General features: G+C 73.5%; 15 protein-coding genes, 1 other RNA gene and 1 pseudogene. 10 read left to right on the top strand and 7 right to left on the bottom strand.

All coding sequences use genetic code 11. From position 1 onward, the window contains the following. Positions 1-40 precede the first annotated feature (40 nt). The gene (locus ACFVQZ_RS27100) at positions 41-1,045 is read left to right on the top strand and encodes a Gfo/Idh/MocA family protein (protein ID WP_383626859.1); all 1,005 of its coding nucleotides are present in this window, start codon (positions 41-43) and stop codon (positions 1,043-1,045) included. Here ACFVQZ_RS27100 and ACFVQZ_RS27095 read toward each other — a convergent pair. Then, positions 1,032-2,663 carry an alkaline phosphatase D family protein gene (locus ACFVQZ_RS27095; RefSeq protein ID WP_030498126.1) on the bottom strand — a complete coding sequence of 544 codons (1,632 nt, stop codon included), beginning with the start codon at positions 2,661-2,663 and terminating at the stop codon, positions 1,032-1,034. The genes ACFVQZ_RS27100 and ACFVQZ_RS27095 overlap by 14 nt on opposite strands. A gap of 166 nt (positions 2,664-2,829) precedes the next feature. On the opposite strand from ACFVQZ_RS27095, the gene ACFVQZ_RS27090 reads away from it, so the two are divergent. After that, a complete protein-coding gene (locus ACFVQZ_RS27090; RefSeq protein WP_030498127.1) occupies positions 2,830-3,573 on the top strand; it encodes an SDR family oxidoreductase in 744 nt (247 codons plus the stop codon). Positions 3,574-3,591: 18 nt separating this feature from the next. On the opposite strand, the gene ACFVQZ_RS27085 is transcribed toward ACFVQZ_RS27090, so the two are convergent. Beyond that, entirely contained in the window at positions 3,592-3,960 is a 369-nt protein-coding gene (locus ACFVQZ_RS27085; RefSeq protein WP_383626856.1) for a hypothetical protein, read from the bottom strand. Between the two features lie 287 nt (positions 3,961-4,247). Between ACFVQZ_RS27085 and ACFVQZ_RS27080 the strand changes: the two genes are divergently transcribed. After that, on the top strand, positions 4,248-4,682 hold the full coding sequence (locus tag ACFVQZ_RS27080) for a hypothetical protein (protein WP_383626853.1): 435 nt from the start codon (positions 4,248-4,250) through the stop codon (positions 4,680-4,682). A gap of 86 nt (positions 4,683-4,768) precedes the next feature. Here the strand turns inward: ACFVQZ_RS27080 and ACFVQZ_RS27075 are convergent, their stop codons facing one another. The 3 genes and pseudogenes from ACFVQZ_RS27075 to ACFVQZ_RS27065 form a co-directional block, all read right to left on the bottom strand. Then, positions 4,769-5,122: a hypothetical protein gene (locus tag ACFVQZ_RS27075; protein ID WP_383626850.1), complete on the bottom strand. Its 354-nt coding sequence runs from the start codon at positions 5,120-5,122 to the stop codon at positions 4,769-4,771. Positions 5,123-5,138: 16 nt separating this feature from the next. Continuing rightward, positions 5,139-6,125 (bottom strand): transcriptional regulator, encoded by a 987-nt coding sequence (locus ACFVQZ_RS27070; protein ID WP_383626992.1) that lies wholly within the window; start codon positions 6,123-6,125, stop codon positions 5,139-5,141. An 87-nt stretch (positions 6,126-6,212) separates the two neighbouring features. Beyond that, a pseudogene (locus tag ACFVQZ_RS27065) lies at positions 6,213-6,395 on the bottom strand (multiprotein-bridging factor 1 family protein); the annotation flags it as partial. Between the two features lie 183 nt (positions 6,396-6,578). Between ACFVQZ_RS27065 and ACFVQZ_RS27060 the strand changes: the two are divergent. The 5 genes from ACFVQZ_RS27060 to ACFVQZ_RS27040 all read left to right on the top strand — a co-directional run bounded on the left by ACFVQZ_RS27060 (position 6,579) and on the right by ACFVQZ_RS27040 (position 9,723). Then, positions 6,579-6,746 carry a hypothetical protein gene (locus ACFVQZ_RS27060; RefSeq protein ID WP_383626847.1) on the top strand — a complete coding sequence of 56 codons (168 nt, stop codon included), beginning with the start codon at positions 6,579-6,581 and terminating at the stop codon, positions 6,744-6,746. 280 nt (positions 6,747-7,026) lie between these two features. Next, positions 7,027-7,287 (top strand): putative ATP-grasp-modified RiPP, encoded by a 261-nt coding sequence (gene tgmA, locus ACFVQZ_RS27055; RefSeq protein WP_383626845.1) that lies wholly within the window; start codon positions 7,027-7,029, stop codon positions 7,285-7,287. Further along, the gene (gene tgmB, locus ACFVQZ_RS27050; protein ID WP_383626842.1) at positions 7,287-8,252 is read left to right on the top strand and encodes an ATP-grasp ribosomal peptide maturase; all 966 of its coding nucleotides are present in this window, start codon (positions 7,287-7,289) and stop codon (positions 8,250-8,252) included. The genes tgmA and tgmB overlap by 1 nt, the downstream gene beginning before the upstream one ends. Beyond that, a complete protein-coding gene (gene tgmC / locus ACFVQZ_RS27045) occupies positions 8,249-9,412 on the top strand; it encodes an ATP-grasp peptide maturase system methyltransferase (RefSeq protein ID WP_383626841.1) in 1,164 nt (387 codons plus the stop codon). Before tgmB ends, tgmC begins: the two co-directional genes overlap by 4 nt. Positions 9,413-9,429: 17 nt before the next feature. Beyond that, positions 9,430-9,723 carry a DUF6087 family protein gene (locus ACFVQZ_RS27040; RefSeq protein WP_383626838.1) on the top strand — a complete coding sequence of 98 codons (294 nt, stop codon included), beginning with the start codon at positions 9,430-9,432 and terminating at the stop codon, positions 9,721-9,723. A gap of 52 nt (positions 9,724-9,775) precedes the next feature. Here ACFVQZ_RS27040 and rnpB read toward each other — a convergent pair. Further along, positions 9,776-10,174, bottom strand: an RNA gene (gene rnpB / locus ACFVQZ_RS27035) — RNase P RNA component class A. 78 nt (positions 10,175-10,252) lie between these two features. Between rnpB and ACFVQZ_RS27030 the strand changes: the two genes are divergently transcribed. Continuing rightward, positions 10,253-11,020 (top strand): MerR family transcriptional regulator, encoded by a 768-nt coding sequence (locus ACFVQZ_RS27030; protein WP_383626835.1) that lies wholly within the window; start codon positions 10,253-10,255, stop codon positions 11,018-11,020. Then, complete coding sequence (locus ACFVQZ_RS27025; RefSeq protein ID WP_383626832.1) at positions 11,007-11,867, top strand: hypothetical protein; 861 nt, start codon at positions 11,007-11,009, stop codon at positions 11,865-11,867. Before ACFVQZ_RS27030 ends, ACFVQZ_RS27025 begins: the two co-directional genes overlap by 14 nt. Here ACFVQZ_RS27025 and ACFVQZ_RS27020 read toward each other — a convergent pair. Then, positions 11,812-13,260, bottom strand: a complete 1,449-nt coding sequence (locus ACFVQZ_RS27020; RefSeq protein ID WP_030498136.1) for an RNB domain-containing ribonuclease — start codon at positions 13,258-13,260, stop codon at positions 11,812-11,814. The two genes, ACFVQZ_RS27025 and ACFVQZ_RS27020, sit on opposite strands and share 56 nt — an antisense overlap. Positions 13,261-13,299 lie beyond the last annotated feature (39 nt).

The raw sequence follows: 13,299 nt of genomic DNA, 5'->3' as shown, positions 1-13,299 counted from the left end.
GCGGGGCGATCGGATCGAGACCCTTGGGGTGGACGGGCATATGGGCGACGTGGTGCGGTGGGGCGTTCTCGCGACGGGCGGGATAGCCGAGCGTTTCGTGACGGACCTGGCGGGGGTGGACGGCGCCGAGGCGGTGGCGGTGGCGTCCCGTTCGGAGGCGTCGGCGCGGGCCTTCGCGGACCGGTTCGGGATCGCGCGGGCGTACGGCGGCTGGGACGGCCTCTTCGCCGACCCCGAGGTGGACGTGGTGTACGTGGCGACCCCGCACCACGCGCACCGGGAGGCCGCGGGCCGGGCCCTGGAGGCGGGCAAGGCGGTCCTCTGCGAGAAGGCGTTCACGCTGAACGCCCAGGAGGCCGCGGAGCTGGTCGGCCTCGCCCGGGACCGCGGCCTCTTCCTCATGGAGGCCATGTGGATGTACTGCAACCCGCTGATCCGGCGGCTCGCCGAGCTGGTCCGGGACGGCGCGGTCGGCGAGGTGCGGACCGTGCAGGCCGACTTCGGCCTCGCGGGCCCCTTCGACGCCGGCCACCGGCTGCGCGACCCGGCCGTCGGCGGCGGCGCCCTGCTGGACCTCGGCGTCTACCCGGTGGCGTTCGCGCAGCTGCTGCTCGGCGAGCCGGACTCGGTGCAGGCGCACGCGCGGCTCTCGCCGGAGGGCGTCGACCTCAGCACCGGCATGCTGCTCGGCTGGTCGGACCGGGGCGCCACCGCGCTGCTGTCCTGCTCGATCGAGGCCGACACCCCGCTGACCGCCACGGTGACCGGCACCGAGGGCCGGATCGACGTGCCGCGCGGCTTCTTCGCCCCGGAGCGGTTCACCCTCACCCGGAACGGCGCCGAGCCGGAGGAGTTCACCCACACCGACGACCCGCACTCGCTGCGGCACGAGGCCGCCGAGGTGACCCGCTGCCTGCGCGCCGGCGCGACGGAGTCGCCGCTGGTGCCGCTGGACGGCACCCTCGCCGTGATGCGGACGCTCGACGCGGTGCGCGACCGCGTCGGCGTCCGCTACCCCTCCGAACTGGCCGCTACGCCGGTGTGAGACCGGGGTTGCCCGCCTCCGTCACGAAGGAGCCGGCGGTGGTGACCGGCGCGCCCGGCGTCGTCACGTACGGGACCGTGCGGAAGTCGGCGCGGGCGCGCTCCTCCGCGAGCGTCACCGTGACGTAGCCGCGCCGCCCGTTGAAGAACCTCAGGTGCGGGTTGGCCTGCGTCAGCCGGTCGTAGTTCGACGGGCGGTCGGCGCCGTCCTTGCCGCTGGCGATCGAGGTCGCGACGATCTCGGTGCCGACGGTCCGGGAGCCGGGGTCGCGGTAGTCGGCCTTGAGGTCGAAGCCGTAGCCGACGTGCACGTCGCCGGTGAGCACCATCAGGTTCTCCACCCCGGCGGACTCGGCGCCCGCGAGGATCCGCGCGCGGGACGCCGGGTAGCCGTCCCAGGAGTCCATGGACAGCTTGAAGTCGGCGGTGGGCCGGTCCCGCCGCTCGGCGAAGACGACCTGCTGCGGCAGCACGTTCCAGCGGGCGCGCGAGGCGCGCCAGCCGTCCAGGAGCCAGCGCTCCTGGGCGGCGCCGGTCATGGTGCGGGCCGGGTCCTCGGACAGCGGGCCCGGGACCTGCCAGCCGTCGCCGTACGCTTGGTCGGAGCGGTACTGGCGGGTGTCGAGGATGTCGAACTGGGCGAGCCGGCCGAAGGTCAGCCGCCGGTACAGCCGCATGTCCGGGCCCTCGGGCAGCTGGGGCGCGCGCAGCGGCTGGTGCTCCCAGTAGGCGCGGTAGGCGGCGGCGCGGCGGAGCAGGAACTCCTCCGGCGGGACGGAGTTCTCGGGGACGCCGCCCGCGTAGTTGTTCTCGGTCTCGTGGTCGTCCCAGGTGACGACGAAGGGGTGCGCGGCGTGCGCGGCCCGCAGGTCCGGGTCCGTCTTGTAGAGGCCGTAGCGCAGCCGGTAGTCCTCCAGGGTGACCGTCTCGCGGTTGAAGACGGCCGGGAGGGTGCGGTCGGTGTAGGCGCGGGCGCCGCCGGTGGCGTTGACGGCGTACTCGTACAGGTAGTCGCCGAGGTGGAACACGACGTCCAGGTCCTCGTCGGCGAGGTGGCGGTACGCGGTGAAGTAGCCGTCGTGGTACGCCTGGCAGGAGACGGCGCCGAGCCGCAGCTCCGCCGGCCGCGCCCAGGGCGCGGGCGCGGTCCTGGTCCGGCCGACCGGGCTGGTCCACTGCCCGGCGCGGAACCGGTAGAAGTACTCCCGGCCGGGCTCCAGGTGCTCGACCTCCACGTGCACGGTGTGGCTGAACTCCGGGTGGGCGGTGGCCCGTCCGCGCCGCACGGGCCGGGCGAAGCGCTCGTCGCGGGCGAGCTCCCAGTGGACGGAGACGCGTTCGGCGGGCAGGCCGCCGCCGGGCTCGAAGGGGCGCGGCGCGAGCCGGGTCCACAGCAGCACGGAGCCGGGCTGCGGGTCGCCGGAGGCCACGCCCAGGGTGAACGGCTCCTCGGTGATGCGGCGGCCGTCCAGTTCGGCGGCGGCGGCCGTGCCGGCGGCCGGGAGCTGGGTGGCGAAGGCCAGCGCGGCGGCGGCTCCGGTCGCGGTGAGGAACCGGCGGCGGCCGAAGTGGCGTGCGGCGGCGCGGAGTTCCCCGCTGTGCTGCGGTACGGGTGTCATGTGCCCCTCCCCTGACGTGTGGTGTCCGCAGGTATTCGAGGGGGGCGGGGCGACATTCCCTTGTCGGGAACAGGTCATCCACGTGTCGGACGGATGAGTTCATGGGGCACGCGTCTCGCGTACGCTGCCCGGCCGGGAGCGACACGAGGCGGAAAGGCGGTTCGGCATGGGCGTCGCGGTGGTGACGGGAGCGGGTTCGGGCATCGGCCGGGAGGTGGCCCGGGCGCTCGCGGCGGCGGGCTGGTCGGTGGCCCTGGCGGGCCGGCGGCCCGGCCCCCTGGAGGAGACGGCCGCCGGCCTGGACGGGGCGCGGACGCTCCTCGCCCCGACGGACGTGACGTCGCCGGAGGAGGTGGCGGACCTCTTCGCGGCGGTGCGCGACCGCTTCGGCCGCGTCGACCTGCTCTTCAACAACGCGGGGACGTTCGCCGGCGGCGGCACCCCCGTCGAGGACCTGGCGCACGACACCTGGCGCGCGGTCGTCGACGTCAATCTGACGGGCGCCTTCCTCTGCGCCCAGGCGGCGTTCCGGGCGATGAAGGAGCAGTCCCCGCAGGGCGGCCGGATCATCAACAACGGCTCGATCTCCGCGCACGTGCCGCGCCCGCACTCGATCGCGTACACGGCCACCAAGCACGCCGTGACGGGCCTCACCAAGTCGCTGTCGCTGGACGGCCGCCCGTACCGGATCGCCTGCGGGCAGATCGACATCGGCAACGCCGCCACCGACATGACGGCCCGCATGCGGGACGGCATCCTCCAGGCCAACGGCGAGCTGGCGCCGGAACCGGTGATGGACGCCGCGGACGTCGCCGCGACCGTCGTCCACATGGCGTCCCTGCCGCTGGAGGCGAACGTGCAGTTCGCCACCGTCATGGCCACCGCGATGCCCTACATCGGCCGCGGCTGACGGCCGCCGGGCGGCGGGTCAGGGCGCGGGCCGCACCGCCGCCCGGGCGTCCGGCGTCCGGGCCGGCGGCACCGCGGCGGCCGGCGCGCCCGCCTCCGGCGGCAGCACGGCGTCGAGCCGGCGCCGCTGCTCCTCGTCCAGCGGGTGGGCGCGGAGCGGGCCGAGGACCGCGTCGGCGCCGTGCAGCGCGAAGGTCTCGGCGGTGCCGTCGCCGTGCTGTTCCAGCCACCGCAGCGACCACTCCACGACGCGCCGCGCCTCCGCCGCCGACAGGCCCGGCGCCGCCAGCAGCGACCGCAGCAGGAAGCGGGCGCGCCAGGCCGGCATGTGGTGGTCCAGCCACGCCAGCGACCACGAGATCGTCCGGGCGCGCTGCGCCAGCGGCACGTTCGCGCGGACCAGCCGGGGCTCCAGGACGAAGCTGGCGCCCGGTCTGCTCCTCGCTCAAGCCCGCCATGGTGAGCAGCGACCGCAGGGTGCGGTGCAGCTTGCGGGAGTGGCCGTGGTTCTCCAGCCACACGAGGGCCGTGTCCAGGGCGCGGTCGCGCGACGGCGGCGCGCGCCCGCCCGCGCGTGGGCCAGTCGGGCGAGCCCCGCGGCAGCCTCCCGGGGCGCGGCGGCGGTCGCGGGCAGTATCGAGGGGCCCATCCCCCCGTCCCCGCTGGAGGAACGCGATGTCGGAGCAGGACCGGATCGTCAGGCTGTACGCGAAGGGGGCCCCGGTCGGGGTCCACGAGGGAAGGCTGGTCGGCTTCCCCGCCGACGACCACCGCACCGCGGAGTGGGCGGTCGGCGAGACGGACGGCGGCTTCCGCCTCACCGTCAAGGGCACCGAAGACACCGTCACCGCAGCCGGCACCGACCGCGCCCCGGTCCTGGTCCGCCCGGACACCGGCCCGGCGTCGGTCTGGCGCCTCCAGCGCGTCACCCCGGAGGGCGTCACCACGATCACCACGGCCGCCGCCCTCCGCACCGGCACCTACGTGATCACCCAGCACGGCTTCCCCCTCGGCCGCGACCTCTTCGAACCCCCCACCCCCACCCCCCGCCCCATCGTCACCCGCACCGACGACCGCACCCCCCACTGGACCCTGGAGCTCCTGTCCTGACGCCGGCGCTCCCCGCCACACGACGAAGGGCCCCGTGAGGGGCCCTTGGTTGGAGCGGTCACGCGGGACCGCGCGGCGCTCCCGGGTCAGACGGTCTGCTCGATGCGCTCGAAGATGTCCGCGTCCGTCTCCCGCTGCCAGAGCGGCAGGTCGGACCAGTCGGCGACGTAACCGGGCTTCGGGTCGTCGAAGTGCCGGAACATCTGGGCGGTCCAGCAGATGGCGACGAACCGGCCCTTCTGCTCGCGGGTGAGCCTGGCCGCGTGCCCGCCGCTGACCTCGATGAAGTCGCGCACCTGCCCGTACACGGCGGTGGCTGCTTCGCGCTCCCACTCGGGCGTCTCGTCCCACGGCGTGACGTAGCTGGGCTTGGGCTCTCCGGGATAGTGCTTGTTCACACCGTCGATCCACGCCTCGCGGAAGATCCGGCCGTCGTTCATGCGCGTGTCCCTCTCGTCATGCGGTGCGCGGAAGCGCCGCGATTCGGTGATCAAGAGCCGAGACTCGGTCATCTGCCATGAGCGGGGCAAGACGCCCCCGCAGCCCGTCCAGCTTCTTGCCGATGAATCCCGAGTGCGACCGGTCGGCCAGTCCGAGTGCCTGTTCCGCGTAGTGCACGACCTGGTCGACGTCCCGCCGGTGCGCACCGAGCACGGCGAGGTCGCTCAGGACGGCGGCGCGGCGACGCAGGGACAGAGGCCGGGCCAGGGCCTCGGTGAGGGCTTCCTCGGCGAGATCGGGGCGGCCCAGCTGGAGGTAGCAGGCCCCTCTCTCCTCCGCCAGGCGGGAGCCGTCGAAGCGGAGCCAGCCGCCGTTGTGGGAAGGGGCGCCGTCGAGAGCGTGCACCTTCTCGGCTTCGTCCAGAGCCCGGTTGCACGCGTCGAGGTCGCCAACAGCTGCGTACGCCTGCGCCTGGACGGCCGCGACCCAGTGACGGGTGGAGAGGGCGCCGTCACCCCTCCGGGCGATGCGGAAAGCTGCCGCGAGCAGGGGCTGGGCGGCGTGCGCGCGGCGCGCGTACAGCTCGACGTACGCGTGGCGGGTCATGGCGCAGGCCCACAGGTCGTGGTCGCCACCGGCGTGGGCCGCGTGGGCGGCCAGGGTGTAGCACTGCGCGGCGTCGGTGTACCGGTTCGCGTCGAAGAAGAGCTCGCCGACGAGCTGGTAGAGGTCGGCCGTCATCCTGCACAGGCGGGATCGGTCCGCACCTGTACGGGTCTCGGTGAACCCCTTCGCCATCACATCGAGCTGTGCGCGCACCGCAGGGAAGACGACCTGTTTGGCGTCCGACAGCGCGTAGACCTGCCAGAGGCTGCGATGCACGTCGTCCCCCGTCTCCAGGAGCGTCGACGCCGCACGCCCCCGGGCGGCATCCCCGGAATCGGGAAGAGCGACCAGCGCACCCGTAACGGCGAGCAGACCCAGGACTTCGCGGCGCTTCATGTCGTCATCATCACCATGGAGGAGGGGTGGAGCGGCGGAGAACCCGGCTGTCTCGGCCGGCCGTTCGTCGGAGAGAAGGGCCTCCAGCTCAGGGAGGGTCACTCCCAACAGCCCTGCGATCCTCGGCCGTTGGTGAGGGCGCGGGGTGGCGCGACCACTCTCCCAACGAACCACGGTGGACGTGGCCACCGAGAGTGCTTCTGCGAATTCCTCCTGAGAGTAACCCCGGACCGCGCGCCGTTCCGCAAAATGCCTTCGCCTCGACGTCATAGGTCTCCCCTCGCGAGAACCCTTTCACGCGCTCCCACCCGCCATGCGCCAACGCCCGGAAAACGCCTGGGTATTGCGCGACGTCCACTGTGGGAGAAGGTAACGGATCGTCGTTCACTGGTCACACTGCGCTCGGAGGTCGTAGGTCCCTCCGGGCGGCATCCCATGGAGAGGAGCGACCTCGTGACGCATTCCGGACTGCCCCGCAGGACGCCCGGCGCCAGTGGCCGTACGTACACACCGCCGGAGCCCCGGCCTGGTGCGCCGAGCCGGGCCCTGCGGGTACGGGCGGCCGGCGGCTGGGAGAGGTTCATGCGCCGCGTCGAGGCCCGGCAGGAGCCGGAGGAGTGAACCCGGTCGGTTCCGACGGCTACGAGCATCACCCGCTCCTGGACACGCGTGTCCGTGACATCGCCTCGCGCGGGGAGGGTGTGCTCGTCGCCGTCACACACGAGCTCCACACCCACGGCACGGTCCGCAGCGCACATTCGGCCCGCGTCCGGAGTCGAGTGGACGACCGCGGCCGACAACATCCAGGCCGCTCGCCCCTGAGCCGCGGCCGGCAGATCACCGTCCGCACCCTCCGGCTCGGATGAATTCCGCACCACTTCCCTTCAACCCAAGGAGTCCCATGATCGCCTCTGCCGCTCTCCCCTCCCCCACGCGGCCGTGGGGTGCGGGCCGGCTCGCGCCCTACCCGACGGTCGTCCGCCGACCCCACGTCACGGTCGCCATCGACCCCGTGACGCAGCTCGGGGTGTTCCGCGACCGCGTCGGGCAAGTGGTCGAGATGGGCAAGCACGGCACCAGCTCCGGCACCGAGACCTCCACGACCACGAACTCGGACTCCCGGAACGACCAGGGTCACGACCAGGACAGCACGCAGGACTGATGACTACGACCGAGGAGAGGCCGGTTCTGGTGGCCACCGAGGCGGACGACATCACCGCCGACATGGTGATCACCGAGCTGAACCGGCGCGATGTGCCGGTGGTCCGGTTCAACCCTGCCGACATCGGCGAAAACCTCACGGTCTCGGCACGGTTCGGCACCTGCCCGGCCCCGGTGGTCGGGCAGGTGCGCACCCCGTCGAGAACCGCTGAGGTGACCCGGGTCCGCTCGGTGTACTGGCGTCGCCCGGAATGGCCCACGTTTCCCCACCTGTCCGCCGATGACTCCCGGTTCGCGGCGGCGCAGGTCCGCTACGGACTCGGAGGCGTCCTCTACGCCCTGGGCGGCCCGCTCTGGGTCAACCACCCGCTGCGCATTGCCGCAGCCGACTACAAACCCGCGCAACTCGTCCTCGCCCGGCAACTCGTCTTCACCATCCCTCCCACCCTGGTCACCAACGACCCGGACGAAGCACGCGAGTTCGTCCAGGCCCATAGGCAGGCGATCTTCAAGACGCTGCGATGGACCCCCTACACGCGTGACGGCGTGCCGGTGACGGGATGGGCTTCCCCTGTCGCCCCCGACGAGATCGACGACAGCGTTCGGGTCGCGCCCCACCTGTTCCAGGCCCGCGTGGACAAGGTCGCCGACGTTCGCGTACTGCTCGTAGGTCGGCATACGTTCGCCGTACGCATCGACTCCGACCTCCTGGACTGGCGCAGGGACTACAGCGCCCTGATCTACACCGTTGAGCACCTTCCCGACCGGGTGGACCAGGCACTGCGCGCCTACCTGGACCGACTGGATCTGGTGTCGGGGAGCTTCGACCTCGCGGTCGACCGGGCGGGGGACTACTGGTGGCTGGAACTGAATCCCAACGGACAGTGGGGGTGGTTGGAGACCGAGACCGGCCTCCCGATGTCCGCTGCCTTCGCCGACCTGCTCGCACAAGGAGACCGCCGATGACCGATCCGGCATCCGAGCGACGCCGCATGGCCACCCTGCTCGTGAACGAAGGCGTCCTGAAATCCCCCTGGCTGCGTGCGGCCGTCGAGACCGTCCCCCGTGAGCGGTTCCTCTGCCCAGGAGTGTTCCTGGACGAGGGACGGACCTGGCGGCCCGTCACCGCCGCCGACACGGACCCGGACGAGTGGCTGAAGATCGCATACAGCGTCGACACCCTCACCACCCAGCTCGACGGCCACCTCACCGCCGACCAGGCCGGTGAACCCGTCGTGGGCGTGCCCACGTCCTCCTCGACCGCCCCGGCCACCGTCGTCGGCATGATCGAGACCCTGGACCTCACGGCGGGTCACCGAGTCCTGGAGATCGGTACGGGCACCGGCTACTCCACAGCTCTGATGTGCCACTACCTCGGCGAGGACAACGTCACCACGGTCGAGGTGGACACACAGGTGGCCACCCGGGCGGATGCTGCTCTCGAAGCCGCCGGCTTCTCGACATGGACGGTGACGGGCGACGGGCTCCTCGGCCACCCGTACCGGGCACCGTACGACCGGGTCATCGCCACCTGCGCGGTCCGCCGCATCCCGTACACGTGGATCAGGCAGACGAGGCCCGGAGGCGTTGTCCTCGGTACGGTCGGCTCGTGGCCGTGGGGAACCGGCCTCGCGAAACTCGCCGTCGGCGATGACGGCACCGCCGTGGGCAGCATCGTCGGACGCTCCTCCTTCATGCAGGCACGGGCCCAGGCGGTGGGCCCCGTGGCCGGCGATCTCTCCGCCCGGACCGCGTACGCGGACAGCGAGCGGCCCACTCGGGCATCCCCCCTTGTCCTTGAGCAGTGGATGCCCGCCTTCCTGGCGCAGTTGGCGGCGCCCGGCGCGCAGTTCGTCCGCGCGACGGGCGGTGACGGCTCGCCCTTGCGGTACCTGTTCGATCCGGAACGGGAGTCGTTCGCCGAGTTCCTCGTCGGTGACGGGGGCTGGACCGTGCGCCAGGGCGGGCCGGTGGCCCTGTGGGACGAAGTGGAGCGTTCCCTTGTCGCCTGGCAGGACGCCGGGGCCCCGGAAATCGACTCCGTACGGCTCCACGTGACGCCCGCGTCCCACCGGTACTGGATCGACCAGGCACCGTCCCTGTGCTGGGAGCACCGGATCACCTGACCCACTACCCTCCGGACATGGACGACGAACCGCTCTCCCAGTGGGCCGAGCGTCGCGACGCGAGGATCGGGCAGCTCCGTGCTGTCCCCCTCGTGACCGGCGACGGCCCGAGGGCATCGCATCTGAACCCCGATGCTCCCCGCGCGATCCAACGGTGGAACGGCCATCTGTGGGAGCCGCACGGCTTCGCGGCGAATCTCGCGGAAGCACGGCGCATCCTGTTTCCCCACGCCGAGGCCGCCGCCACTCGTGAGGCGTCACCGAAGCTCGGCCCTGGGACCGGCAGGCACCGGAAGCCGCCGACGTCCTGACGGGTCTGCCGCCGCATGCGGAAAAAGGCCCCGTGAGGGGCCCTGGGTGGGGCAGACGAGTCGGGCTGTACGCCGGGTTCTGTGCCCCGGGACCTCGCGGTCGTCGGGGTGACGGCCATCCATCTAGGGCCGGCGTCGCCGCCGGCCTCGTGCGGTCTACCCGCGAACTCGGGCGAGCAGCCCTCGAACATTCGCGCAGGGACACCGGGGTGTCCCCTCTTGACCTTGCTCCGGGTGGGGTTTACCGAGCCGCCTGAGTCACCTCAGGCGCTGGTGGTCTCTTACACCACCGTTTCACCCTTACCGAGGGCCGAGGCCCCCGGCGGTCTGTTTTCTGTGGCACTGTCCCGCGGGTCACCCCGGGTGGCCGTTAGCCACCACCCTGCTCTGTGGAGCCCGGACGTTCCTCGGGGAGGTCCGAAGACCTCCACGCGGCCGCCCGCCCGGCTCGTCTGCCGTGCCGACCATGCTACCTGCCGGGAGCGACGGCTCTTGACCTTGTCGCGGCGTCAAGGTTTCTCATGGAGCCATGCGTATCGGAGAACTCGCCGCGCTGGTCGGGGTCACCCCCCGTGCCGTGCGGCACTACCACCGTCTGGGGCTGCTGCCCGAGCCCGCGCGGCTGCCCAACGGCTACCGCGCGTACGGCATCCGGGACGCGGTGCTGCTCGCGCGGGTGCGGCGGCTGACCGAGCTGGGCCTGGGGCTCGACGAGGTGCGGGACGTGCTGGCGGATGACGAGGGGCGGGAGCTGGTGGAGGTGCTGGAGGAGCTGGACGCGGACCTCGCCCGGCAGGAGGCGGTCGTCCGGGAGCGGCGGGCGCGGCTGGCGGGGCTGCTCGCGGAGGCACGGGCCGGGCGGCTGATTGCCGAGGGGCCGGTGTCGCCGGAGCTGGCGGCGCTGCTGGCGGGGGTCGGGGAGCTGCCGGACTCGCCGATGGCGGTGAAGGACCGGGAGATCCTCGCGCTGCTCGACACCGTCGTGCCGGCCGGGGAGCGGGCGCGGCTGATGGGTCTGATGCACGAGGTGGCGGGGAGCGCCGGGGAGGTGTACGGGCTCCTGGACGCGCTGGCCAAGGCCCCGGTGGACGATCCGCGGGCCGAGGAGGCCGCGCGGGCGCTGGCGGGGGTGCTGCCGGACGGCATCGGCGGGTTCGAGCTGCCGGCGGAGGGGGCGGGCGGGCTGGCGGACGTGTTCTTCGCGGATCTCGCGCCGGCCCAGGCGGCTGCCGTCAGGAGGGCCCTGGAGCGGGTGGCGGAGCGTGCCGAGGGAGGGGAGCGTCGTGGCGGGGACTGAGCGGGGGGCCGTGCTGCGGGTGCTGCGCGGGGTGGCGTACGCGGCGCTGCCGGCCGAGGTGGTGGTCCTCGTGCTGCTGTTCGGCGGGGTGCGGGTGCCGGGTGCCGTCCTGGCCGCAGCCGAGGTGCTGATGGGCGCGCTGCTGGCGGCGGAGGCCGTCGTGTGGGTGCGGCTGCGGCGGCGGGGGCTGTCGCGGCGGGAGGCGCTGGCGGAGCTCGTACCGGAGCGGGTGCTGCGGCTGGTCGGGCACGAGCTGCGGCTGATGGCGAGCCTCGGGCGGTGGGCGGCGCGCCGGCCGCACGGCACGGCGGGCGCCGACGGGGTGTTCCCGCACGCGCGGGACCAGGCCGCCCTCATGTACGGCTTCGCCTTCGTGTGCGTGGTCGAGACGGTCGGCATGACGTGGCTGCTCGCGGACGTGCCCGTGGCGCACGAGGTCGTCCTCGTGCTGGACGTGTACACGGTGCTGTTCGTGCTGGGGCTGCACGCGGCCTCGGTGACCCGGCCGCACGTGCTGGCCGGCGGGGTGCTGCGGGTGCGCCAGGCGGCCCACGTCGACGTGCCGGTGCGGCTGGACCGGATCGCGGCCGTCCGCCGGGAGAACCGTTTCACCCATGAGAAGCGGAAGGACGGCGAGCTGAACCTCCCGGTCGGCTCGCAGACCTCGGTGACCCTGGAGCTGACCGGGCCGGTGGACGTGGTCGGGCTGCTCGGCTCGGTGCGGCGGGTGACCACCGTACGGCTGCACGCGGACGACCCGGCGGCGCTGCACGCGGCGGTCCGCGACGCCGTCACGCGGGCGCGAACAGCACCTTCGCCCGCCCCGGATCCGCTGCCGCGAGCCTGACCCGCAGCCACTCGCCCAGCGGCAGCGGGGCCGTGCCGCCCTCGACCCGGGCGACGACCGCCGGGTCGTCGAGGTGCACGGTGCCGACGGACGGCTCCCGCTCCTTCACGTCGATCACGTACGCGTCGAACAGCTCGCCGACCCGGTCGCCGAGCAGCGCCGCCTCGACGATGTCGACGCTCTCCCGCTCCACCGTGCCGGCCTTCCGCGACCCGGCGGCCATCGTGTCGGGCAGGCCGGGCAGCGCGGCCCGCACCCACTCCGGCGGCTCGTTCCCGGCGACCGCCGCCGCGCACAGCTCGGAGGCGTACCGGTCGACGAGCCGGCGCAGCGGGGCGGTGCAGTGGGTGTACTCGTCGGCGACGGCCGCGTGCACGGCCGGGTCGGGCAGCCGCCCGTCGGTGAAGACGGTGTAGCCGGCGCCGCGCAGCAGGGTGGTGCACTCCTGGAGGAAGGCGGCCTGGCGCGGGTCGGCGGGGTCGGCGTTCCGGACCACCTCCGCGTACGGCACGTGGTGCGGCCACGGGACGCCGAGCGCCTCGGCGGAGCGGCGCAGCCGGGCGACGGCGCCGTCCGGGGCGGTCGGCAGGGTGCGCAGCACGCCGGTACCGGCGGCGGTCATCAGGTCGGCGGCGGCCATGCCGGTGAGCAGGGAGATCTGCGCGTTCCAGCCCTCGGCGGGCAGCGGGACCCGGTAGGCGAGCGCGTACGAGGAGTCTCCGGGGACCTCGACGATCTCCTGCTCGGGCACGTTGAGGGAGATCCCGCCGCGTTCGATCTCGCGCTCCTCGCGGAGCCGGCCGATGTCGCGGAGGAGCGCGAGGGGTTCCTCGGCGGTGCCGGAGTCGATGAGCCGCTGGACGCCCGCGTAGTCGAGCTTGGCGCGGCTGCGGACGAGGGCGCGGCGCAGGTCGGTGGCGACCCGGCGGCCGTCGGCGTCGAGGTCGATCCGCCACAGCAGCGCCGGGCGCGGCTCGCCGGGCAGCAGGCTGGCGGCGCCCTCGGAGAGGACCGGCGGGTGGAGGGGCACCTTGCCGTCGGGGAAGTAGAGGGTGAGGACCCGCCGGTGGGCCTCGGCGTCGACGGCCCCGCCGGGGGTGACGAAGGCGGCGACGTCGGCGATGGCGTAGTGGACGCGGTAGCCGCCGTCGGCCCGCCGGGCCAGGTGCAGGGCCTGGTCGAGGTCGGTGGACGTGGGCGGGTCGATGGTGACGAACGGCAGGTCGGTGGCGTCGTACGCGGGCAGCCGGGGGTTCTTCGCGGCGGCCTCGGCCTCGGCGAGCACGGCCGGCGGGAAGCCCTCGGGCACGGCGAGCTCGGTACGGAGTGCGCGCAGGGCGGCCCGCAGCGGAGCCTCGGCTGCGCCGGTCACGCGGATGTGGCGGCGGGGCATGGAACCGAGCGTAGGGCGGGCCGGGGCGGGCGGCACGTC

The organism is Streptomyces sp. NPDC057854, from assembly GCF_042797055.1.
Lineage (GTDB): Bacteria > Actinomycetota > Actinomycetes > Streptomycetales > Streptomycetaceae > Streptomyces.
The sequence above is the reverse complement of the archived record's forward strand: the minus strand, read 5'-3'. Positions and strand labels throughout refer to the sequence as shown.

Excerpts from the sequence above, each read along its gene's own strand:
- ACFVQZ_RS27100 (WP_383626859.1), top strand. The coding sequence starts at position 41 with ATGGGCGACGTGGTGCGGTGGGGCGTTCTCGCGACGGGCGGGATAGCC.
- ACFVQZ_RS27095 (WP_030498126.1), bottom strand. The coding sequence starts at position 2,663 with ATGACACCCGTACCGCAGCACAGCGGGGAACTCCGCGCCGCCGCACGC.
- ACFVQZ_RS27090 (WP_030498127.1), top strand. The coding sequence starts at position 2,830 with ATGGGCGTCGCGGTGGTGACGGGAGCGGGTTCGGGCATCGGCCGGGAG.
- ACFVQZ_RS27080 (WP_383626853.1), top strand. The coding sequence starts at position 4,248 with ATGTCGGAGCAGGACCGGATCGTCAGGCTGTACGCGAAGGGGGCCCCG.
- ACFVQZ_RS27075 (WP_383626850.1), bottom strand. The coding sequence starts at position 5,122 with ATGAACGACGGCCGGATCTTCCGCGAGGCGTGGATCGACGGTGTGAAC.
- ACFVQZ_RS27070 (WP_383626992.1), bottom strand. The coding sequence starts at position 6,125 with ATGAAGCGCCGCGAAGTCCTGGGTCTGCTCGCCGTTACGGGTGCGCTG.
- tgmA (WP_383626845.1), top strand. The coding sequence starts at position 7,027 with ATGATCGCCTCTGCCGCTCTCCCCTCCCCCACGCGGCCGTGGGGTGCG.
- tgmB (WP_383626842.1), top strand. The coding sequence starts at position 7,287 with ATGACTACGACCGAGGAGAGGCCGGTTCTGGTGGCCACCGAGGCGGAC.
- tgmC (WP_383626841.1), top strand. The coding sequence starts at position 8,249 with ATGACCGATCCGGCATCCGAGCGACGCCGCATGGCCACCCTGCTCGTG.
- ACFVQZ_RS27040 (WP_383626838.1), top strand. The coding sequence starts at position 9,430 with ATGGACGACGAACCGCTCTCCCAGTGGGCCGAGCGTCGCGACGCGAGG.
- ACFVQZ_RS27030 (WP_383626835.1), top strand. The coding sequence starts at position 10,253 with ATGCGTATCGGAGAACTCGCCGCGCTGGTCGGGGTCACCCCCCGTGCC.
- ACFVQZ_RS27020 (WP_030498136.1), bottom strand. The coding sequence starts at position 13,260 with ATGCCCCGCCGCCACATCCGCGTGACCGGCGCAGCCGAGGCTCCGCTG.